Raw genomic sequence first — 22,795 nt, 5'->3', positions numbered from 1 at the left:
CGCTGCGGCGCGCCTGCCGACCGCAGGCCACGCAACGTCTCGCGCAGAACAATAGACCGTCCCGGTACAGCCGGCGGCCGCAACAGAAGCGTTACTCCAGGAGGAGCACAGTATGAGCATGTCCCGTAGAACTTTCGTCCAGACGCTCGGTTCGCTCGCGCTGAGTGCGGTCGCGTTGCCGGCCTCTGCCGCAGAGTTCAGCTGGAAATTCGGTCACGGCTTTCCGGCCAGCCATCCACTGCACGTACGTGCGCTCCAGGCCGCTGCTCGCATCAAGCAGGAGAGCGGCGGGCGGGTGGACATCAGCGTGTTCCCCAATAGCCAGCTCGGCGGCGATAACGATCTGCTCTCGCAGGTGCACTCCGGTGGCATCGACATGTTCAGCACAGGCGGGGTAATCCTGTCGACGCTCGTGCCCAACGCGGCGCTCAGCGGCATCGGTTTTGCCTTCGCCGACTACAGCACTGTGTGGCCGGCGATGGACGGTAAGCTTGGTGCGTACGTACGCAATGCGTTCCAAAAGTCCGGTCTGCACGCACTCGACCGGGTCTGGGACAACGGTTTTCGCGAGACCACGACCAGCACGCGGGCCATCGCGAACCCGGCCGACTTCGCGAACCTCAAGATCCGCGTGCCGATCAGCCCGCTGTACGTGTCGCTGTTCAAAGCCCTGAACGCCTCGCCCACCAGCATCAACTTGGCCGAGGTATACACCGCCTTGCAGACCCGCGTGGTGGACGGCCAGGAAAACCCGCTGATCGTGTCCGACACGGCCAAGTTCTATGAGGTGCAAAAATACTGTTCCCTGACCAACCATATCTGGGACGGCTGCTGGATCGTCGTGAACGGCGACTCATGGGAATCGCTCACACCCGATCTGCGTACCATCGTGAGCCGCGCCTTCAACGCCGCTGCGCTGCAACAGCGCGGCGATATCGCCGCGCAAAACACTGCGCTGCGCGACGGATTGCAGAAAAAAGGGCTCAAGATCAATCAAGCCGATCCCGCGCCCTTTCGCGCGATGCTGCAAAAGGCAGGCTTTTATACCGACTGGAAGAATAAGTTCGGGCCCGAGGCCTGGGGTGTGCTGGAAGCGTCGGTGGGGAGGCTTACATGAAATCGCTATCGATCGAACAGAGACCGCACGGCGGCTTGGTGCGCCCAACTGAGAACCAGGACGGCCACAGCCAGTTCGCACGCGGCATATGCAGGCTTGAAGTGTGGCTCGGCCGATTGGTCGAATACCCGGTGGCGGCGCTAGTGGTGGCCGAAGTCGTGATTCTGTTCACCGGCATGACGGCGCGCTACGTGCTGCAAATGCCGCTGACCTGGACCGACGAGGTCGCGTCCATCTTGTTTTTGTGGCTGGCGATGCTCGGCTCGGTGATAGCGCTGCAGCGCGGCGAGCATATGCGCATGACCGCTCTAGTGGCGCGGGCGTCGCCGTCGCTGCGTGCTTTTCTCGAGCTGATTGCGATCGGCGCAGCGCTGCTGTTCATGGCGCTGCTGCTGGCGCCCTCCCTTAACTTCGCGGTGCGCCAAGGCGAGTTCATCACGCCCGCGCTCGAACTATCGGGTACATGGCGCGCCGCCGCGCTGCCGGTGGGCGTGGTGCTGATGGTTTGCGCCAGCGTGCTGCGGCTGCTGCGCACCGGCAACCCGCGGGTGGCTGCTGCAGCGCTGGTAATGCTGGTGCTGGTCGCTGCCGCGTTCTACCTGCTGCAGCCCTTGTTGGCCAACCTCGGCAAGATCAACCTACTGATCTTCTTCTTCGGCGTGGTGATCTGCACGGTGTTTGCCGGCATACCGATTGCGTTCTCGTTCGGGCTGGCCACCTTCGGCTACCTCACCCTGACCACGCACGTGCCGCTCACCGTGTTGGTGGGCCGCATGGACGAAGGCATGTCGCACCTGATCCTGCTGGCGGTGCCGCTGTTTGTATTCCTTGGCCTGCTGATCGAAATGACCGGCATGGCGCAGCGCATGGTGACGTTCCTGGCCAATCTGATCGGGTATCGCCGCGGTGGCTTGGCCTATGTGCTGGTCGGCGCGATGTACCTGGTATCGGGTATCTCGGGCGCCAAAGCGGCCGACATGGCAGCAGTCGCTCCGGCGCTGTTTCCTGAAATGAAGAAGCGCGGCGCCAAGGAGGGCGACCTGGTCGCGTTGCTGGCCGCCACCGCGGCGCAAACCGAAACGATTCCGCCCAGCATCGTGCTGATCACGGTAGGTTCGGTCACAGGCGTGTCAATTGCCGCGCTGTTCACCGGCGGGTTGCTACCCAGTCTGTTGCTCGCGGCAGCGCTTTGCTGCGTGGTGTGGCTGCGCTACCGCCGCGAAGACCTGTCGCATTTGGTGCGGCCGAGCCGTCGCGAAATCCTGCGTTCGCTGTGGATCGCGGTTCCAGCCCTAGTGCTCCCGTTCGTGATCCGCTACGCGGTTGTCCGGGGCATTGCCACCGCGACCGAGGTGTCCACCGTCGGCATCGTCTACACGCTGATCGTCGGCCTGCTGATCTACCGCTGCTTCGATCGGTCTCGCATCGTGCCGATGCTGGTCGACACCGCCGCCTTGTCCGGCGCAATCCTGCTGATTATCGGCTGCGCCACCGGGATGGCCTGGTGCTTGACGCGTTCGGGGTTTTCCGACGATCTGGCCACCGCGATGGCGGCGCTGCCGGGCGGTTCGGTCAGCTTCATGGCTGTCTCGATCGTGATGTTCATCGTGCTGGGCAGCGTACTGGAAGGGGTGCCCGCCATCGTGCTGCTCGGCCCGCTGCTGTTCCCGATCGCCAAGCACCTGGGCATCAATGAAGTGCATTACTCGATGGTCGTGATCCTTGCGATGGGCATCGGCCTGTTTACGCCCCCGTTCGGGGTCGGCTACTACGTTGCATCGGCGATCGGCCGCGCCTCGCCGGATGCCGGTATGCGTTCCATCGTCAGTTATATGCTCGCCTTGCTTGCCGGCGTGATCGTGATCGCAGCGGTGCCGTGGCTTTCCACCGGATTCATCAACTAGAACGGCTGTGTCGACGGCACGGCTATTAAGGAAACAAGCAGATGAAAGTCTTCATGATCGGCGAAGCCGCCAACCATATCGATAAGCTCGCGCCGCACGTGCCGTCCGAGTTCGAACTGGTGCCGCTGCCGCGCGAAGCAGCGTATAGCGCGGCCTACGATGCACAGATCGGCCCGCAGGATTGTGTGGTATCGCTGCGTTTGTCACGGCGCGGCACGGCGCTGCCGCGGTTTCGCATGCTGCATGTCCCGGGCGCCGGGCTAGACGGCATCGAGATGGAAAGCCTGCCGCCCGAGTGTGTCGTCTGCAATGTGTTCGAGCATGAAATCCCGATCGCGGAATTCGTAATGCTGGCGATGCTCGAGTGGCAGGTGCGCCTGCGCAGTCTGAGCAGCGAGTTCACCGCCGAGCGCTGGTCGGAGATCTACCGGCAGCGGCGCCCGCATGGCGAACTCTACGGCAAAGTCTTCGGGCTTGTCGGCCTAGGGCGTATAGGCCGCGCGGTTGCGCGGCTTGCGCGTGCTTTCGGCATGCAAGTGCTCGCAGTAGACAAATATGCCAGTGCGATCGAGGGCGTGGTGGATCGCCTGCTCGCGCCGGACGAATTTCCCGAGTTATTGGCGCAGGCCGATTTCATTGGCATCACTTGCCCACTGACTGCCGAAACCCGTGACCTGTTCGATGCCGATGCATTCGCGCGGATGAAGCGCAGCGCGGTGCTCATCAACGTGTCGCGTGCGGAGATCGCCAACGAGCAGGCGCTCTACGCCGCGCTAAGCGAGCAGCGAATCGGCGGCGCGGTGCTGGACGTGTGGTATCGTTATCCGGCCAACGAAACTGAAACTGTCGCGCCATCGAACCGACCGTTCCACACCCTGCCCAACGTGATCGCGACACCGCATTCATCGGCGTGGACGACCGACCTGCCGTACCGGCGCTATGCGGTTATAGGCAAAAACCTTACCAGCCTAGCGCGCGGCGAGCCGCTGCTGAATGTGGTGCGAAAGCCCTGAATGTTAAGATCAGGCGCCGACGTCAGATCGGTATCTCTACCGTCTTCCACCCACTTGCACATCCCACAAGCGAACGCTGAGTCACAATAGCCGCGGACGGATCGCAGATGACCGCTCCGGCCGGCCGAGCAAGTGCCGGCCGACATGACTGCACGAATGACCGTTGAACCTGGAAAGCTGCCGTTGACGTCACGGCGGATCGGAGGGCTGAAGTGGGTCGATCAGGGACGGACGCGATCATTTCACGTGGCGTCGGATTGCCTTTCAATTCGTTAACGTAGCGGCATCATCATCATCGTCATTGCATTGAGCGTTCGCGATGATCATCCGAATGCATGCGTTAGCTTCGCGCGTCCATTCGGCCTCAACCTCGCGGCGCTCTTCTTCTTCCATCGTCGGGTAGCGACACTGTTCGCGTGGCACCCAGCCATACTTTTCCGTCCAGCGTCTCTTGTGTTCGGCGATTGCCGCCTGTAGTCGTTCCAGTTCGTCCATAGTTTTCCTCGTTTTTTGCCTGGTTTGGTTGTCGGTCGAGCATCGACAGTATTTATCTCTGTGGCTCGAACCGGCTTGGTAGCGGCAGGAATGGACCGGCCTGAGGCCGGGAACAGCACACGCTCACTATATGTATATAGGTGTGGTGGTGAGTGTTGTCCCAAAGCCATCACAGGTCGAAAAATTCACGTGACAAACGGCCAAAGTAGTGCGGTTCTGCAGCCGTCAATGAATCAGCTGAGATCAAGTTATCCGACCAAAAAATTCACGTGACTCGCGCATTCGGGTAGTGCTACATTTCTCAGCGTCGAGTTTGAGTGCGATACGCAAACAACCTACGCTATAAAAGTTAAAGATAGCGTCGCGTCCCAGGACACCCCCTGTCCTGAGCATTTACATCTTGGGCGAGCGCCCCGGGTGGCCCGACAGCGCCAGTACGCCAGTGAGGCCGTATCGCGCGCTTGCACACAAAACTTTCCTGCACCAAAACCTAGCTAACGTCTGCCAGCAGGCAGGCGTGCGCATTCGCTTCGCCCATCGCTATGCACGCGACTAATAAGTCCAGCGCCGGGCGGGACAACTACATTCTGGAGAAACAAACATGAGAATTTCGCAATTCAATAACCGAGCTGCCTTTCCCTTGATTACTGCCGGTCAACATCCGGCCATCTGCACCGGTGTCGTCGATCTCGGCACGCAAACCAGCGTGTTCGACGGCAAGCCGAGCATCGGCCGCAAGTTGATGAAGTATTTCAACGTGCTCGATCAGGTCAATCCGAAAACGGGAAGGCCGCTCAGTCTCGCCGAGATGCGCTCGGCGACGATGCACCCAAAGGGACGGCTGCGCCGCGAGATGGAAAGCTGGATCGGTCCGTTTCCCGATCAAGGCGCTGCCAATGACTTCGACCTCAAGGAATTGGTCGGACGGCAATGCCAGTTGATCATCAAGCACACAGATAACCCGGTTGCGCCGCGTGCCGTCATCGAAGCAATTTTGCCGCCGCTGAGCAACGTCATTACGTCGCTGGCCATGAACGACGACAACATGTATTTCAGCCTCGACAAGCCCGACATGTACGTGTTCGAGCAACTGCCCGGCCGTGTGCAACGCATGATCGAGGCCAGCCCGGAATGGCAGACCATCGTTTCGGCGGCGTGATCAACGTCTGCAACATCAACCCATAACCAACCAGCGGGTCGTCCTCTGGCGACCCACACCAACAACAAGAGGTACAAAAAATGACCCAACGTAACAAACTCGCAGTATTGCTCGCCGTCGTCAACAAGATCGCAGAGGACGACACCGAGTCATGGGAGCGCACGGCAACCGAATTCGAGAACGTCGAGATGACGATTTCGGAGCTGGCCGATCACATCAATCGCGGTCACGCGTTCTGCGTCCAGCATCAAGGTCGGCGTCGCGAGAAGCACTTCCTGTGCTCCGACATTCTCACGGTCGATATCGATAATGGCTGGCGCGTCGAAGATGCGCTGACGGATGGCTTCGTCCAGCAGCAGGCGGCGATGCTGTACACCACACCATCGCATACCGAGGCCGAACACCGCCTCCGGATCGTGTTCCGGCTTCCGCGCACCATCACGAACATCGCCGAAATGCGGACGGCCTATACTGGCATCATCCGCAAGTTTGGCGGCGATGGGGCGTGCAAGGACGCGTGCCACTTCTTCTTCGGCTCGAAGGACTCGAACCCCATCGTGTTCGACAACGTTATGAGCAACGAGGCACTGGAAGAGATCCTGATCCTCGGGCGTGAAGAAAAGCTGTCAGACTCGAAGCGCAATGCAGACGGGATTGCCGTGGCGAGCGGCCCGGCTACGCGGCGCTCGGAAATCTCGCTCGCAGTAGATCAGCAGGTGTCGCTCAAGAACGGTCGGATCATGCCGGTCGCTGATCTGCCGCATTACACGCCAGTCCATTGCCCTGTGCATGTGGATCGACACGCGAGTGCATTTGTCGTGCGCAGTCAATCTGGCGTCGCTGGTGTTCACTGCCGAAAATGTAACGCGACGTTCTGGCCGCCGAGCATGAAGCGGCGGTCCAACGTGATCGACTTCTATCAGGTCGAGGGCATTGTCGCCGACAAAGAGTATGAAGAAGACCCGGACCACCTCGGCGAAGGTGCGCCGGAGGGTTTCGTGAAACTCGCTGAGGTTGATCGCAGCCACTTCACGTTCGGGTCGAAGTATCTGGCTCACCTCGACACGACGCCGTTCGACGGCGTGACGTTTGTGCGCAGCCCGAAGGGGTCCGGCAAGACCGAGTGGCTGGTGAAGATCGTGCAGCGTTGCAAAGACGAGGGTAAATCGGTCCTTCTCTTCGGCCATCGGCGGACGCTGATCAGCAGTATGGCCGAACGGCTCGGGCTGACGTGCTATTACTACCGGGAGGGAGGGAAGCTGCGGAATGAGTTGCCCGACAGCCACTATACCGTCTGCCTCGATAGCGTTGGCAAGCTGCTGAACACGGAATTCCACAAGTACGACGTGGTGATCATCGACGAGTCCGAGCAGGTGCTCTCGCACCTTACCGGCGATACCATGCGCGGCAAGCGTCGGGAATGTGCACTCAAGCTGTTCCATTACCTGCGCTCGGCGAAGTCGGTCATCATGTCGGACGCCGACCTCGGCCAGATTACGGTCAACGCGGTTTTCCAGTCGGTGAACGCGGACACGCCGTACCGCTTTTACGTGAACACGTACCGGGAGAGCCGTTGCCCAGTCTATTTCTACGAGGACGACGGCCAACTGACGGAAGAAATGGTTCAGACCGTGAAGGCTGGCGGACGGCACTACGTCACGACCAATTCGAAAAACAAGGCCGAAGTGCTGGACGAACTGCTGCGTCGTGAGTTTGGCAACGCTCGGCGAGTTCTGCTGGTCACGTCGGATACGGTTAGCGATCCGGATGTGATGAAGTTCATCAACGGAGTGAAGAGCGAATTTCTGAACTATGACGTGGTGATCGCGTCGCCCACGATGGGAACCGGCATTGACATCACGTTTCCAAACGACGCACAGTTTGTCGACAACGTGTTCGGCTTCTTTGAAGCCCGCGTGAATACGCACTTCGACATCGACCAGCAGATCGCGCGTGTACGGCACCCAAAGGCAATCCGGGTCTGGGTTGCGCCCCAGCAGTTCAGTTTCGAGACTGACCCGAACGTGATCCGGCAGGAGGCCAAAGACAACGGCGCTCTGAGCGATGCGCTGCTGCGGATTCACCCGGATGGCACTCTGGAAGTGGACGAGACCTATTTGAGCGTGTACGCCAATGTGGTTTCCGTTTCGCGGGCATCGAAGAATCGGCTACGGAAGAATCTCCATGAACTGCGTGTACGCAACGGCTGGCAGGTCGAAACAGTGAAGCCCGCGCCCGGAAGTGGCGTCCTGACCGGCAAGGAAAAGATGGATGCAGCGAAGATTGCAGTCGTTGCACGGCGCAATGCGGCGCTATGCGCTGCGACTCAGATCGATCACGACCGGTATCGCGTACTCAGTGAACGTAGCTCTGCTGGCATGGTGATTCGCAAGGACGATGAGCTGTCCATGCGGCGGTACGAAATCGAGGTGTTCTATCGCACTAACGTAACGCCGGATCTGGTGATGCTGGATGAGCGCGGCGCATACAGGGAGAAGGTGCGGCTCATGCAAGTCTATTTGACGCCGCTGGCGCACCTAGAGGCACGGGCGCGGGCCGAGCACGACGCTCAATACATGGCAACGGACCGGTCGCACGAGCCGCTGAAGAAGCTGTTGCTTCATGAATTGCTGTCTGCGGCGGGCATCGCGGACGACGTAACGCCCATCAAACAGAACGTGCGCGTGTCGCAGGAAACACTTGGGCGCTTTGCCGAGGTCTGCCAGAGCAAGGCCAGTAAGATTCAGGAGTTGTTCGGCATCTCTGTGCGGCGTGACGTGTCGAAGAAGGCCGCTCGGCAATTGAGCGACATCCTCGACCTGATGGGCCTCAGTTTCGGCGACACGATCCGGCAGAAACGCGACGGCGTGACCACGAACATCTACCCGCTGGACGAGGCTTCGTGGGAGACGGTGAAGAACATAGTGGATCGGCGCATGTCGTCGGCGGCTCAAAAATCGGTACCTACGCTCCAGTTCGAGACCGATACTCAGCGGGCAAAACGCAAGAAGAAGGAGCAAGAGGCGATGCTGCGCAAACGCAAGCGCGGCTACGTCGCAGTCGAATATTGACGGCGCAGCCGGTGCAAACAGAATCCTATGCGTGGTAAGTATCGTAGGTCGTGAGTTGGCACCGGCAATACCTTAGGAGAAGACATGCAAGTTGATATCGCAACGCACACGAGCTGGAAGGACTTGCAGCAGCTGCGACGGCATATTCTGGATGGAACAGAGACGACCAGCGTGAAGTACGTCAAAAAGCTCTTGATGAAGGGGCTCGCAGACGCAATTGCGGCAGAAAATTGGCGTCGCGACGCAAAGAATGGTGGTGTGGCGGGCAATGGGCTGATAGTGACGATCGATCTGAGAGTTGGACCTTCGGGTCACAAATCATCGGGTCCCGAGAAGGCACATAGAGGCATCAGCCTGATCGCACAGCTCGATGATGCGCTGACCAAAAAGAAAAAGACGCGCAAAGACCTTCTGAGCTGGTAGGGCCGTGCGTGTGCACAGCCCTGTTTGCACCGACCTGAGACGCGGGTCGGTGCAAACACAATCAAGCTTGCGGTAAGTATCGTAGGTCACGAGTTGGCACCGGTACGATCTTTAAGGATGACAAATAATGGAAATCGATATCGTAAAAACAGACGCGGGATACCTAAACCGTCTAAGAACACACATTCAGCACGGTGTAAGGTCGAGCGTCGTGATGGACGTCGAGGCACTGCTGATGAAGGGACTTGCGGACGCAATCGCGGCGGAGCATCGGCGCAGCAACGTGATCGATGGAGACCTATCGGATTACGGCCTCATCGCGACGGTCGATCTGAAAATCCGGCGTCGTCACTGCGCGGCACCTGAGCCAGCGAAGAAACGCGAGCTGAGCAGCTTGATGGTGGAGCTTGATGACGCGGTGACGAGCAACGCAGGCAAAGACCTCGCCGAAGGCTAGGTTGGCGCGCGCGTGGGCCGACTTGAAAAGCGGCGGTGCAAACACAATTCTGTGTGTGGTAAGTATCAGAGGTCGCGAGTGAGCACCGCGAGGACTGACAGGACACCCATCGGACACGCGCAGATCGAAGGTCAGCCGCGCAGATCGCCGTCAGGGACTGTCAGGCGGTCCCGTCCACTGATTCATATCTGGCATGCCAATGACCGTCCCTGCCCGATCAGCGGAATGTTTACTAATTACAAAAGGTAAACATTCCGAACACCTAAGCCATCCTGCCAGGGTACGAAGGCCCGAGGGCTGGATAGAATGTTTAGAAAGTACTCGATCAACGAACTTAATAAACATTCTAGGGGCTATCCATGCGGGAAGGTCAGGCGAAGGTGCTGACTGAATCGGAGTTCCGTCGCGTCGTCAATGTGGTGAAGAAAGAGGCTCACGCGAAGCGCAATATTGCGCTGCTCTATTGCTCGTTCGGCCTGGGCCTTCGTGCGAAAGAGATGGCATCACTTCGAATCCGTCATGTGCTCGATGCAGACGGCAAACTGCTCGATGAAATCAATCTCGATGGGTCGATGACCAAGGGCAATAAGCAACGCCATGCATACCTGACGAATCCGAAAGTTGTCGATGCGGTTCGAGACTATCTAAACGAGCGGCGAAAGGGCGAAGGCATCCTGTTCAACTTCGATGCGCCATTGTTCCGTTCGCAGAAGGGTGGACAATTCTCACCCAACACGTTGCAACAGCTTTTCCATCGAATGTACTCGAAGGCTCGATTGCAGGGCGCATCGAGCCATTCGGGACGGCGCACGTTTGCGACGACCTTGATTGAGAAAGGCGTGGACATCAAAGCTGTCTCGACATTGATGGGTCATGCGTCCATCGGCATGACTGCACGTTATGTTGAAGACAATCCGGTACGATTGAAGCAGATCAGTGCTGATATCCTGTAACGCGGGAGACGATCATCGTGAAGGTTAAGAAGCGTACCAAACGCGCAAGCGTAGAAAGGATGCGACGTTACCATGAACTGTTAGCCCGGATCGCTGCGACGAACGATACCGGTCTTTCGGACGAAACCGTGCTTGCGATTCTGAATGCGGACCGTGGTCCGTGGACCGAGTACGCAAGCGTCGAAGAAATGTTTGCGTCGATGGGAATCGAGATGCCGTGATTCGATGCAACTAGGGGGGTTAGTGCACGGTAGTTGATCGCGTTTGGCAAATGCGTCCCGGTGCCATCCGGACCGAGTTGAGGTTGCGATAGCGAGGTATTCATGTCAATATTGATCTGCCACCAATTAACATTCAAGAACACAGGACATGGCTCTGTTGGCTTTTCTGAAATCTGCATCACGCGGCGCTACCCATCTAACGCTAGCTGCGCTCGTGACGTTGGTCGTGAAGGTTCTACTCTTGAACCGGTGGCCCGCTCCGACTACGTATATATATGAATTTGGTGTTCTATTCGAAGCCGTACTGGAATCGGTGGTTGCAAGCTATGTTTTCTACCTCTTCGTCGTTCATCTAAAGGATGTGAGCGATAGAAGGGCAGTCGGGCCATATATTGACCGCCACACCCTTGCCGTAGTGGGAACTTGCGAGAGTCAATTGCAGGGTATCGCGAAAGCCGGTGGTACTTCACTCTCTCTAGAGACGGTTTCGCTGCAGGAACTCACTGCTGCGTTCACAAAAATCCCGCCCTATTCGAAGGCACCACTATTGATGGGATCCGTGGACAAGTACGCGAATTGGTTTGAGTACTTCGATTATCACAAACGTAGGGCGCGCGAGAGCGTCGAGAGAGTAATGTCTCAGATCATATATGTGGATGCAAAACGGGTGAGCCTTCTAGCCAGTGTCGACGACTGCTCACACTTTTCGGTAGTCTCGCATTTTTTGCATACGTCAGTGAGCAATCCCGATTTGTCCGCGTTCGCTTCTTCCTTTCACGATTATTGCGGGTTTTGCCTCGCTTTGAAGCGGCACATGATGGAGGGGAAAAGTGCTGTATAACAGGCCAATCGATTAAGACGCCCTCTCGACACGATTTGCCCGACGACCGGCCTTCGATCATAGCTAACGTACAATTTCCGCTACCTGGCCAAATTCGAAAGCTATTAGGGCCGACATGGACAGAGCAACCGCTTGTCCTTCGCATCGGTTATCAAACGCTTCCGGCCATCCACTGCACCGTAATCAGTGCGCCACTACGCATGCCGGTATCCTTCTTCGGCAATCCCATAAGCGTCTGGACTGATCCGAATGACTAGCGGCTCGCCCCTCTCGCCCGCATCGTGAACTGTCGGTATGCCCGTGCCCGCAACTACAGCAGTTGTTCCGTCGCAGACGTTCGAAAACTCGTATGCGGCGCTCATGGAGCCGTTCGGCGCGTCACCCAGTCGTGCCGGCCTTGATCGAGAAAGGCGATGACGATTTCCTCTGTGTATGTGATCGCGCCCGTAATCAATTTATAGTAAATATGTTACATTTTCACGCTTAGAAGCGGTTCACGCGCTATAGGCGTTCTGCCGCGAAAAGACTCGAGAGACCAAATCCGATGCCCGTGCCAATCCTGAATTCGTCCGCGTGGCGCGAATTCCGCGGTGTCCCCAGTAGCGCAGGGATCAATCCGACTACGCACCTCGCCAGTGTCGCTGACGCAACCGGCAGGCTGCGCAGCTGCTACGTGAAGTTGCTTCCCCCGAATTCGCCCGCATTGCTTTGCGAGGCGATTGGCTGGACACTAGCGAACTCGGCTGATGTTTCGGTGGCATCGTTTGGGGCGGTAGTCCTCGTGCCGTTGGATAAATTGAGCAAGTGCATGCCTCTGCCACCGTGGACAAACGGGCAAACTGTCTGCGCAGCTTGGTGCACTGAGATCGTCGCTGGAAAGTCAGTTCGGCAAGTTCATAAATGGGCATTTTGGCTGGCACGGAAGAGATGTCTCAATAGCAAGGATGTTCGTAGCATCGCGGCCTTCGATGTGTGGACCGATAACCGCGATCGTAATTTCGGAAACGTAATCCGATCGTCATCGGGGGGATACATCGCAATCGATCATGAAACGTTGCTTCACGATTTACTATGGCTGCCTACTGGCATGTCATACGAACTTCGTAGCTTGGTCGAAGAGGCAAAGAAGAACCTTTCGTTGAACGAGATGATGCAGTTCAATGTCGAGATGGCGGGAGCTTCCGTTAAGCATTCTGCTGGATTGACAGCTGTTCAAACCCAACTGACTTCATTTATTGACGGGCTTTTTCCGAAAGCCGCACCGGGTTTGAGCGGCACGATCATTGGGTACCTGAGTCTCCGGTCGCAAGCTGGATGGCTCGCGAACGAGATTGGGGTGATCGCATGAACTTGATCTCTATTTTCGGGGATTCCGAAAATTCCCAACACCTGCTACGTCTAGCGCAAGAAATTCCATCTCCGGGTTTTTCTGGCTTCTGGAGTACGCTGGAGCTACAGCCGGACGTTTTCGTCCCACAGTCGTTTAGTGTCGGCATTGTCGTGCAGCCGGAGGGCGATCGTTTGCATTTCAAACTTCTTGACGATTTTAAAAAGTTTGAATGCATTTACGGCGATCGATTTCCTCAGCGTTCAATTCGTGAAGTGATGACCTACGCAGAGGAAGCACTTCGTCTTGCTGCACAAAGTCGAAAATCGGTCTCGGCGATTTCGCTAGATACGGACGTGTTGCGTCTTTCTGAGCCGAAATATACTTCAGGGGAGGATTGCGAAGCGACAATCGAACGTCTCTTCGATGAAGTCATAGTGATGGCCCCGCACGCGAAGCGGAAGGGGCGCGAGTTCCTCTCGATTGACACACCGCGTGCGCGCGCTTTAGTCAATCAAGAGCTTAAGCGCATCGCGCAGATGGATTTCGAGAAAATTGTAGTCCCTGGGGCGAGTACAACGGGAATGCTGGTGGATGACGGTGGCGCTAGGCATCACCTTGACTTCAATCTCAGAACCGCTCATGCTTGCGGGAGTGTGGTTTCAGCGGTGTACAAAAGCCATATCTCGGTTGAGTTAAATTTGTTGAAGTCCAGCCGCGACCTAACAACCTATGCGCGCATAAAGAGTCTGCGCGACACGGGCTTGTTTCTTTTGCTTCCGGATGAACAGCTTCTTGGACCGAAGGAATACAAGCACATCGTCGATACCATTGACGAGCAGGCATGGAAGCTTGAACGTGATGGCTTTCGCGTCGTGAGCCTATCTTCTGAGGCACAATTGGCGCAGGAAATATACGACTGGGCGCTTCCGACTATAGGTTAGCCCCTGCAGCTAGTGCTGCGATGGTTTCGAGTGCGCCACAGCCGATGCCAATACCCTTCTTCGGATCAATTCCATAAGCATTTGGATTGATCCGAATCACTGGTGCTCCGGCTCTTTCGCTCATGTTGCGAACGGTCGGTATGGCAGTGCCCGCGCCAAATTCGATGACGACCATCCGTTCGACGCTCAGCAACCACGCTTCGAAACGCATGCGCTGACGCTTCGCGCGAGTTTCGATCCAATCCCAGTCATCGAACATCAGGATATTCGGTCGAGCCACGCTGCCGCACTTCGGGCATGTCGGAAGCGGTGACGTCAGAAAGCATTGTTCCTCGTTTACTTCGGGATGGAAGTCGTCTGCGGACCAGACATCGTGCGAACAGGCTCGGGAGCATTGCAGGAAGTGGATCGAGCCGTGACATTCTTGAATGCGGTTCTCTGCAAAATCAGCCTTCTGGAAATGTCCGTCCACGTTGCTGGTGAAGACGAACGCGCCATGTTCCTTTTCGGACGCCCAGCGATGAAGTATGTCGAAACCCTCATGTGGAACGGTGCGCCGATAGAGGTTGAGCCTGTGACCGTAGAACCCCCAAGCCCGTATCGGATTGCGTCGGAAGGCTTCACCGTTAGCGATGTCCTGAAAGCTGATGCCTTCGGTCTTCAATGCTGGGTACGCGTTCCAGAAGCCATGTGCGCCACGGAAGTCCGGCAATCCCGAATCGACACCCATGCCTGCGCCAGCCGTAATCAGGATTCCGTCAGCGTCGCGTAACCACTCTGCCGCGATCTTCAACTGTTCGTATCTAGTAGGCATGGGTCGTCGCCTCTATCGTTCTTCATTGTGCGTTACGGTAAATGCGTTCACGACACAGAAAATCAATCGTTCGACCTCGTTGCCGATGTGATCTTCGCGCAAGAACTTTTGCAATTCGGCGTGCCGATCCCTATATTCGGCGTCGAGTCGTTCAGCAAGCCCGAGCCTCACGAACTCTGTCTCGGGCAAGTCCATCATCGACCTCTTCGTCAGCCCGAGTTCTTCTAGTATGTCCGGTACGCTGTTTGACCTGCGATGCTGGTCCCATCGAACTGCAAGCGCAGCCAGTTGGTCCGAGTTCACTGCGGACAGCCATTTCAACATCACCGAGTCGCACAGATCGCACTCCGCCTGATTTCGTTTCCTAAACGACTGTGCGATGGGATAGAGGCGTCGCTCGAAGAAACCCGTGATCTGGTCGTCTACTGTACAGCGCACCGAGCCAACAAAATCCGTAAGGCTATCGATGCACAGCGCAGGGTTCGATGCGAATTCGGCGTACCAGTGCAAAAGAATTCCGGCATACGGCTGGTCGGAATCCTCGCGTTCAATTTCAGCGGGCGATAGATGCCCTGTGACGATTCGAACAGGCAACAGGAACGGTAGCGCCGCTATCAGTAGTTTGACGGCATGGTGTAACGATTCCGAGGAAATAACATCGGTCACGCCGAGCCCCTTTCTGGCGCAGCCTAGCAGGTCTGCAATGCTTGTTGGCTTCATTTTGTCGGTCTACAGTTTCCGCTAACGGATCAGTACTCGCTCGGAAATAATACAGCGGTCGAGGTCTGATCGGCTTCCGTGATGATCCATACGCGCTTGCCCGCGACCTCATAAGCCGAAAAGATTCGCGCACCGTGGATTGCTGCAAGTAGGTTCGTTTCGGCATCCTTCAGGGTAACGTCTCCCCAATCGCCATGCTGATGCCGACGCAGGTACGGCTCGATATCGATAGCTTTGTGTTCGAGGTGTTCGAGTACAGCGGGCGTGGCGACAACCCTACCGAGTTCGATCAATGGAATGGCGAAGTCAGCGAATGGGTTGGCCGGTGAAGCGGATTGGTCGTCATTGTTGGACATTGGAATGCTCCGAGTGGTATTGGCTCAAATCGATAGGCGAAAAAAAACCAGGGCGGGGTGACCTGGTTCGTTAGTCTGATAAGCGACGCGTTTTAAGTGTCTGTGATCGCCGACGTCTCATGTCAGTTCGGTCGATCCATGCTGGTGTAGCGCGATTAGCGCTATTTTCTTTAGATTGGGGCGCCATGAAGCCCGCTTGATCCACGCCGGTTTGATCATGCCCGCGATGAAGCCGAGCATCGTCAGCGAAAAGATGATGTGGAAGATCGTTGACATCGTTTTATCTGCGAGGTTTTCGAATGACGGTCCAGCAAGGGACCGTCTCTATTGATTATTGATGCAGGAACACGTGGAACGTATCCTGGTAGTAGACGTTGAAACCGCCTTCGGCTACGGGCGCAGCCCAGCTCCGAACCAGCAGGTCTGTTTTACCGGAGCCAAAGTTCCCATAGGTGAAGATAAGTGGCGTATTCACATCAGTACCGATCTGCGACGCAATCGTGTTGATGTCAGCACCATTGAAGATGTCCATGTACCCGAATTGGCCGTTGACCCAATGCAACACCGGGCGCCACGAACCCATCTGGCTAAGTGACGTACCAACCAAAGAGCCAATCCAGAGTTCGGTGTCACTGTTGCCGTTGATACTGATTGCTTGCAATGACGACGCGGGCCACCGATTGCTGCCTTGAATCACGTCGATATCAGGAACATTCGCAGACGACGTGATGTCAGTGAAATTGCCTTGGCCATCGTTGTGAATGAGTTGCAGGTAAGCGTCCCCACTACCTTCCCACATTACCGCAAGGTCAGGATGTCCGGTTCCTTCGAAGTCTGCCGCAACAATTTGCGAAACGCCGAGCATGTTTGTCGCGCTCACCAGGGTACCGGTGCCATTGCCGGGTATGTCTGCGTACTTGGCCGGAATCGGAATCGTCGCGTAACGCTGATAGACACCGTTCACCAGCTTGTAGATGAACACGGCGTGTTGATTCGTGATCGCGGTGCCACTTCGATAAGTGCCAGCTACCAAATACGGCGAGCCGCTGCTATCAAGATTCGCGAGCAGGGCGGTGCCCTGGCTCACATAGTCAACAGTACCCCAGCCGTTATTTGAGTTGAGCGTGTACGCCAACTCCGGAGGCAACTGCGACGTACTCGCGGTGAAGCCGCCCGAACCATTATTCGTCAGGAGCTCGGTCCCGAAGCCTGCAACTGCCGGACCACCAAGGCGCGTCAATACAATCGTTTGTCCACCGGGCACGTTCGCGTTGTACAACGTGCTGACGTGGTTGAAGTTCATCCCGTCCTGCGGAAGGTCGGTAGTCGATACGTCTGTGAGCTTGCGGCTTTGATTCAGTAATTCGTGATTCACCGAACCCGTGAATCCCGGATTGTTAGAATTCGAATTTTCGAGCCCTTGGTCACTGAAGAAAATACTGTCAGCACCGGAATTGTTGAAGTCGCCGACTAGCGTTGCGTCGACAAAGCCAGTGGTAGGAACTATTCCGTTGATCACATTTGATGTGCTCAGGGTGAAATTCCCGTGGCAATCGCTGCTCCAGATTTGAACCGGCAACTGGGGGGCGACGTCGTAGTACGTCGGCGCATTGACGATTGCCGGGCATCCGTTGCCGCCAAAATTCCCAACACCGAAGCCGCGTGAGTTTGCGGTCGGGGTCTTATAGCTGCCGCTATCCTCTGCATCAGCGATCGGTGCCGCATACGTGTCGTTGCCCGCACTCGCGACTTGAGCCTTATAGTTAACCTGCAATCCGACTGGCGCGGAGGCCGCCGTGGGTGTTGATGCTGCGGCGGGCGACGAAGCCGTAGATGAACTGCCGCCACTACCGCCTCCACCACAAGCGGCGACCAGACCTGCTGTTACCCCGACAGCCAATGCTGCTACAAACTTCAGTCTCATCTGATCCCTCACGGGTTGTTATAAATTTTTTGCGCCCTTCGGACGCTTCTCTTGGAGGCGAATTCTGCCCAGCTCGTATAACGGCACCCAAGCGGGTAACTTTATGAGTTGCCTGCTTAGACGTCGTTTATTTCATTTTTAAACCGATTGCGCCGAGTCAGAGCTGGACGAGCTGATAGACGATGGCCTGCACTTCCGGATCGTTCTTTCGAAGCAAGGACGCAAACCGAGAAATGAGCAGACGGTTCTTTTGCGTCTCGATCTTGTTGATCTGACGGATGACTACCGGATCGAACGGGCGGCCGGGCTTCAAGTCTTCGATTGCCGATTTCGCGAGCGCCGTGCGTTCCGCGTCCAGCTCCTGCAACGCAGCGCGGAATTTCTCGGGCGTCTCGGTTGCGGGAGTTTTCCGGAGGGGCTTCGGGTTTATGCTCGCTTGAGCTTCGGTGGTGGTGACAGGGGCAACCATCGTCTTCGAGTCCGGTTTTGTGCTCATAGTTTTCTCCAAATAGTTCGTCAAATCGACAGTTAAATACTATCCAGAGTTTTGGACTTCGTACATATTTTTTGGCGAAAATAAAATGGTTGCGAGGTCGCTCCGTTGCTCCCAAAAGCGTTCAAAACTACGCAGTGTCGGAACCCGATCCGTCTCACTCATTACGGCGCTTTCTGTAACTTAGCGCCAGATGCAATGGTTGCAGTTTTTGCCGTTAAATTATGTTCGTCGCTACACGCAAACTCTCGGGGTCATTCGACGATGGGATAGGAAGCTATCGATTCGAACTAGCGGCCAGAGGACGTTCGAAGTGCTACTAATCACTGTCTCGCCGCATCCGACTGATCAAGCGAAGACGCTCATTGCTTCCTTGGAAGACCTGTCGCCGGGCCAGCGGGACATCGTCCTTCAAAATGCTCAGAACTTGACTGCGCTGTTACGCGAGGAATCACTCATGTGGGTGGCGACAGCGTAGATGATGAATCACTCAAGCTACATCTCCTCCCTTAGCTTCGCACTTTGTCTGCGCGGATGCGGACGCTGACGCGGCAATGCAAGGCCGAGCCGCACCGTTGCAGTAAATCATGCTTTTGGGGTGAATCGATTGGCGCAGCACGGATTCTTGAAACGTGCGCAGGGCAGCCGTGCGGGAGGGCAGTTAGCCTCTCGGGGCGTCAGTTAGTCAGCAGCTAGTCTTCAGATTGGGTTTAATTGGATACACGGCAAGATGTTCGGCGCACCGAAATCGATGGCGGTGTTCGTTGCATCGATCACGCTGGCGGTTCGAACGATGCCCCAGCTTTTTGTGTTCGCAATGGATACACGGCAGTGTTCGAATGGGTTTGTTCCGAACTGGTGCGGCAGGTATCGACCCGCAACGGCCACTGATCTTGACTGCAAGCGGACGCTAAAACGAAGCACTACTGCACGAAGTGGCGACAAATTTGGCGACCAATTGCGGTCGCCCGTTCAGTTCAAATTGCACCACGGCCTACGTATCGAGGTCTAGCAGGCTGTTGAAAAACTGTTTCGAGGGGTGCTCGCAAGCCGTTTTCGGGGTGGTCTTACCCTTACCGAGGTCGCGCGAGCGGCTTGCAGGCCGTTTTGTGAGGCCCGTGATTTTCACTGGCGCTTCGTCAGGGAGAATTTCAACAGCCTGCTAGATACTATGGCAGGGCCATGCGAGGGCATCCATTGGCATGCTCCTTTCGAGAAACAAGTCTGCGGATCTCGTTTTACTCCAAGGGGCTTACTTCCACAGCCCTTCCATAGTATCTAGCGAAAGTGCCTTGTGGCCGCCCGGTTTGAGGGCAGCCTGCTAAGCCTAATCGCTGTCGTGGTCCCGTTCCAAGCACCGTTGCAATGTTGTCAATTAGCAACATCAAGTGCGCTGAACAACGTGAAAATGAAGCCTTGACGCGCGCACTTTGCTATCTTCTCGGTCAACTTCTCGCGAAGTTGGACATGCAAGGCCTCAACGCTAGACAAATATTCGCCTTGTACAAAAGATTCGTAATCCTTGGAGATCATTCGATGAAAAAGTCGCTTCTCGCTCTCGCAGCACTGGGCGCATTCGCAGGCGTCGCACATGCTCAGAGCAGCGTGACCCTGTACGGTATCATTGACGAAGGCTTCAACATCAACACCAACGCGGGTGGCAAGCACCTGTACAACGTGTCCAGCGGTGTTCTGCAAGGTTCCCGTTGGGGCCTGCGCGGCACGGAAGATCTGGGCGGCGGTCTGAAGGCAATCTTCGTGTTGGAAAACGGCTTTGACGTGACCAACGGCAAGCTGGGTCAAGGCGGTCTGATGTTCGGCCGTCAAGCTTACGTCGGTCTGTCGAGCCAGTTCGGCACGGTCACGCTGGGTCGTCAGTACGACTCCGTGGTTGACTACGTCGGTCCGCTGGAAGTGGGCGATCAATGGGGTGGCTCCATCGCTGCTCACCCGGGCGACCTCGACAACTTCAACAACACGTACCGCACGAACAACACGGTCAAGTACACGAGCGCGAACTACAACGGCCTGACGTTCGGTGGCACGTACAGCTTCGGCGGCATTGCTGGCAACGTTACGTCGAACCAGATCTGGTCGTTGGGCGCTGGCTACAGCAACGGTCCGTTGGTCTTGGGCGTCGGCTACTTGAACGCACGCACCCCGGCAGCATCGGGTGGCCTGTTCAATGACGGCGGCACGACTACGACGGCAGCAGTCTTCGCTGCGACCGCGTCGCCGGTGTACGCTGGCTTCACGTCGGCAAACACGTACCAGGTGATCGGTGCAGGCGGTGCATACACGTTCGGCGCGGCAACGATCGGTGTAACGTACTCGAACATCCGCTTCGGCAACCTAGGCGCTTCGTTCGCTTCGCCGTTCAAGGGCCAATCGGCCACGTTCAACAACGCAGAACTCAACTTCAAGTATCAGTTGACCCCGGCATTGCTGGTCGGCGCAGCGTATGATTACACGCGGGGCGCGGAAATCGACGGCACGTCGCGTGCTCAGTACCACCAAGGCGCGGTTGGCGTGGACTACTTCCTGTCCAAGCGTACCGACGTGTACGTGACGGGTGTCTACCAGCACGCTTTGGGCGAGACGCTGACTGCTACGGGTGGTCTGACTGCTGCAACTGCATCCATTGCTAGTATCACCCCGTCGGCAAACCAGAACCAGTTCACGGCTCGTATCGGTATTCGCCATAAGTTTTAATACGTAGTTAAATTTGATGTGAGTCAAATTCAAAGAGGCGCGAATGCGCCTCTTTTTTTATATGAAAATTGCCTTATGTCCAGAGCAGGGCACGTTAACACGAAAAGCAGCGGAGTATCTGCCTAGCGGCGTCGAGCATTACCAATTTTTCATGACGCCAGCGTCGTTGTTTCGTGCGCTCAAAGAGTTCCATTGGGATCTTGTTATTGTCGGTTGGAATTTTCGTGATTTACAGGGATTGGATCTGATGCGATGGTTCCGCGCCACATTCCCTGAATTGCCAAAAATAATTGTTGTCACCAAAAATCAAGAGGCAGAATCAATAATTGGCGCACTTGATGGTGGCGCGATAGATTATATTTTTGCCCCAATTCCAAGCCCGGTACTTCGGGCAAGACTTGACGCGATTTCAAGACGTCTCCAGCTCCAAACGCCCCAGAAACTTGGGCCTTCGGTGTCAGAGAGTCCACAGTCGACGCTCCAATTTGGTCTGTATGTATTCCATCGGCGCCATCATTTCGTCGATATACGGGATAAAAGAATTGATCTTCGTCCAAAAGAATATGCGCTAGCGCTGTTGCTGTTCCAAAACCTTGGGCGGGCGATCAGCCGCGAGGTTTTGCATGAGGCACTTTGGGGAAATCTGGACAACTTTCCAACCAGAACACTAGATACTCATCTGTCAAGGTTGCGAGCCAAGTTGAATATTGTCAAAGACAATGGTTTTGAAATTACGCAGATTCGGGGAGTCGGATACCGGATGGATGCTTGTTGACTGAGCAAAGTCGCTGTAATAGCCGTTCATTCCGTAAAGGTCGACGATTTATGCCTGACAGGTGAACGGCCGGTAGTGGCCGATAGTCGCCCGTTGCGGGCAGTTGAACTCATCTAGCGTTTATCTATAGCGAGGCCACCACTTGGTCGGATGTGCGACCACGGGCGAACGCAGGCGACGCTAGGCCGGTTACAAATGGGGTTTAATTGGCCACAAGTCAAAACATGGTGTCCGCCGGCCGCAGCGACTTCCAGCGCGCGGCGCGCGCCGCGCTGGCCGATCACATCGGCCATGTCGGGAACAGCGGCGGGTGCGGTCTCGCTGAGTTCGGGGGCCGCGACAGGGTAGAGCCGGGCATCGGGCGCTCCGGCCAGATGCGCGCACAGTGACGGCAGATCGGTGGCGCCATAGACATCGACGCCCGGCACGAGCGCCGCCTCGGCCGCGCTGGCAGCAGGCAAATAGAGCTGCGGGGTACGCTGACTATCCACCTCGTGTGCCCCCTGCTCGCCGGACGCAACAAAAGTTGAAGCACCACTGGGGACGCCGCTCAGAGCGCCGTGAGAAGCGCCGCTGCGGGCCGTCCCGCAAGCCATCGCGAAAGCCCCGCGCATTGGCCGCAACGCACCGGTCAGTGATAGTTCGCCCGCGAATTCCCGATTCAGGAGGGACTCGGCCGGAATCTGCCCGCTCGCCGCGAGAATGCCCAAAGCGATCGGCAGATCGAATCGGCCGGATTCTTTCGGCAAATCGGCGGGAGCGAGATTGACGGTGATGCGCCGCACGGGGAAATCGAAGCTGCAGTTCTGCAGCGCCGCGCGGACGCGTTCGCGGCTTTCGCGCACTTCCAGGTCGGGAAGGCCGACGATCGAAAAAGAGGGTAATCCGTTGGCGAGGTGAACCTCGACAGTTACTTCGGGCGCGCGGCCAGAGGCCGGCGCGCGACTGCGCACCACAGCAAGCGACATGTTTTCTCCCGTCGGACGGCGCGCCTTGGGCGCGCGCGAGTCCCCTAAAACGCTGATGACGTCACGGCTCGCTTGCCAGTGATGTGCAGCACTGCGCAGCTAAAGCGC

At 56.7% G+C, this 22,795-nt stretch carries 20 protein-coding genes and 1 pseudogene; 13 read left to right on the top strand and 8 right to left on the bottom strand.

The features are described 5' to 3' along the window. Positions 1-112 precede the first annotated feature (112 nt). The 3 genes from P0D84_RS18635 (at position 113) to P0D84_RS18625 (ending at position 4,034) form a co-directional block, all read left to right on the top strand. A complete protein-coding gene (locus P0D84_RS18635; protein WP_408338737.1) occupies positions 113-1,117 on the top strand; it encodes a TRAP transporter substrate-binding protein in 1,005 nt (334 codons plus the stop codon). Between the two features lie 146 nt (positions 1,118-1,263). Beyond that, on the top strand, positions 1,264-3,021 hold the full coding sequence (locus P0D84_RS18630) for a TRAP transporter large permease (protein WP_408338735.1): 1,758 nt from the start codon (positions 1,264-1,266) through the stop codon (positions 3,019-3,021). Between the two features lie 41 nt (positions 3,022-3,062). After that, a complete protein-coding gene (locus tag P0D84_RS18625) occupies positions 3,063-4,034 on the top strand; it encodes a 2-hydroxyacid dehydrogenase (RefSeq protein ID WP_408338733.1) in 972 nt (323 codons plus the stop codon). Between the two features lie 264 nt (positions 4,035-4,298). Here P0D84_RS18625 and P0D84_RS18620 read toward each other — a convergent pair whose 3' ends face one another. After that, positions 4,299-4,529 (bottom strand): hypothetical protein, encoded by a 231-nt coding sequence (locus P0D84_RS18620; protein WP_408338731.1) that lies wholly within the window; start codon positions 4,527-4,529, stop codon positions 4,299-4,301. Between the two features lie 601 nt (positions 4,530-5,130). Here P0D84_RS18620 and P0D84_RS18615 point away from each other — a divergent pair. The 8 genes from P0D84_RS18615 (at position 5,131) to P0D84_RS18580 (ending at position 13,925) form a co-directional block, all read left to right on the top strand. Beyond that, on the top strand, positions 5,131-5,688 hold the full coding sequence (locus tag P0D84_RS18615; protein WP_408338729.1) for a phage replication initiation protein, NGO0469 family: 558 nt from the start codon (positions 5,131-5,133) through the stop codon (positions 5,686-5,688). Between the two features lie 80 nt (positions 5,689-5,768). Next, positions 5,769-8,759: a plasmid replication protein, CyRepA1 family gene (locus tag P0D84_RS18610; protein WP_408338727.1), complete on the top strand. Its 2,991-nt coding sequence runs from the start codon at positions 5,769-5,771 to the stop codon at positions 8,757-8,759. Between the two features lie 84 nt (positions 8,760-8,843). Further along, positions 8,844-9,182 (top strand): hypothetical protein, encoded by a 339-nt coding sequence (locus tag P0D84_RS18605; protein WP_408338726.1) that lies wholly within the window; start codon positions 8,844-8,846, stop codon positions 9,180-9,182. Between the two features lie 214 nt (positions 9,183-9,396). Next, on the top strand, positions 9,397-9,639 hold the full coding sequence (locus tag P0D84_RS18600; RefSeq protein WP_408338724.1) for a hypothetical protein: 243 nt from the start codon (positions 9,397-9,399) through the stop codon (positions 9,637-9,639). A gap of 359 nt (positions 9,640-9,998) precedes the next feature. Beyond that, positions 9,999-10,592 (top strand): tyrosine-type recombinase/integrase, encoded by a 594-nt coding sequence (locus tag P0D84_RS18595; RefSeq protein ID WP_408338722.1) that lies wholly within the window; start codon positions 9,999-10,001, stop codon positions 10,590-10,592. A gap of 59 nt (positions 10,593-10,651) precedes the next feature. Next, complete coding sequence (locus tag P0D84_RS18590; RefSeq protein ID WP_408338720.1) at positions 10,652-10,813, top strand: hypothetical protein; 162 nt, start codon at positions 10,652-10,654, stop codon at positions 10,811-10,813. Positions 10,814-12,327: 1,514 nt separating this feature from the next. Next, positions 12,328-13,002, top strand: coding sequence for a hypothetical protein (locus tag P0D84_RS18585; RefSeq protein ID WP_408338718.1), 675 nt, complete (start codon positions 12,328-12,330; stop codon positions 13,000-13,002). Continuing rightward, complete coding sequence (locus P0D84_RS18580; protein WP_408338716.1) at positions 12,999-13,925, top strand: hypothetical protein; 927 nt, start codon at positions 12,999-13,001, stop codon at positions 13,923-13,925. The genes P0D84_RS18585 and P0D84_RS18580 overlap by 4 nt, the downstream gene beginning before the upstream one ends. Here P0D84_RS18580 and P0D84_RS18575 read toward each other — a convergent pair. The 6 genes from P0D84_RS18575 to P0D84_RS18550 all read right to left on the bottom strand — a co-directional run bounded on the left by P0D84_RS18575 (position 13,915) and on the right by P0D84_RS18550 (position 18,235). Beyond that, entirely contained in the window at positions 13,915-14,739 is an 825-nt protein-coding gene (locus P0D84_RS18575; protein WP_408338714.1) for an SIR2 family NAD-dependent protein deacylase, read from the bottom strand. The two genes, P0D84_RS18580 and P0D84_RS18575, sit on opposite strands and share 11 nt — an antisense overlap. A 12-nt stretch (positions 14,740-14,751) precedes the next feature. Further along, the gene (locus tag P0D84_RS18570; protein ID WP_408338712.1) at positions 14,752-15,459 is read right to left on the bottom strand and encodes a hypothetical protein; all 708 of its coding nucleotides are present in this window, start codon (positions 15,457-15,459) and stop codon (positions 14,752-14,754) included. Positions 15,460-15,488: 29 nt separating this feature from the next. Then, positions 15,489-15,815 carry a hypothetical protein gene (locus P0D84_RS18565; protein ID WP_408338710.1) on the bottom strand — a complete coding sequence of 109 codons (327 nt, stop codon included), beginning with the start codon at positions 15,813-15,815 and terminating at the stop codon, positions 15,489-15,491. Positions 15,816-15,932: 117 nt separating this feature from the next. Next, on the bottom strand, positions 15,933-16,091 hold the full coding sequence (locus P0D84_RS18560) for a hypothetical protein (RefSeq protein ID WP_408338708.1): 159 nt from the start codon (positions 16,089-16,091) through the stop codon (positions 15,933-15,935). A gap of 55 nt (positions 16,092-16,146) precedes the next feature. Continuing rightward, positions 16,147-17,739 carry a hypothetical protein gene (locus tag P0D84_RS18555; RefSeq protein ID WP_408338706.1) on the bottom strand — a complete coding sequence of 531 codons (1,593 nt, stop codon included), beginning with the start codon at positions 17,737-17,739 and terminating at the stop codon, positions 16,147-16,149. A gap of 157 nt (positions 17,740-17,896) precedes the next feature. After that, on the bottom strand, positions 17,897-18,235 hold the full coding sequence (locus tag P0D84_RS18550) for a hypothetical protein (protein ID WP_408338704.1): 339 nt from the start codon (positions 18,233-18,235) through the stop codon (positions 17,897-17,899). A 1,533-nt stretch (positions 18,236-19,768) separates the two neighbouring features. Between P0D84_RS18550 and P0D84_RS18545 the strand changes: the two genes are divergently transcribed. After that, a complete protein-coding gene (locus P0D84_RS18545; protein ID WP_408338702.1) occupies positions 19,769-20,944 on the top strand; it encodes a porin in 1,176 nt (391 codons plus the stop codon). Between the two features lie 43 nt (positions 20,945-20,987). Beyond that, positions 20,988-21,719: a response regulator transcription factor gene (locus P0D84_RS18540; protein ID WP_408338700.1), complete on the top strand. Its 732-nt coding sequence runs from the start codon at positions 20,988-20,990 to the stop codon at positions 21,717-21,719. A 209-nt stretch (positions 21,720-21,928) separates the two neighbouring features. On the opposite strand, the pseudogene P0D84_RS18535 reads toward P0D84_RS18540, so the two are convergent. Next, positions 21,929-22,687: pseudogene (locus P0D84_RS18535) on the bottom strand (magnesium chelatase domain-containing protein); the annotation flags it as partial. Positions 22,688-22,795 lie beyond the last annotated feature (108 nt).

Source organism: Paraburkholderia sp. RL17-337-BIB-A (assembly GCF_046025895.1).
GTDB classification, from domain to species: domain Bacteria; phylum Pseudomonadota; class Gammaproteobacteria; order Burkholderiales; family Burkholderiaceae; genus Paraburkholderia; species Paraburkholderia fungorum_C.
This window is presented reverse-complemented; position numbering and strand designations above follow the sequence as displayed.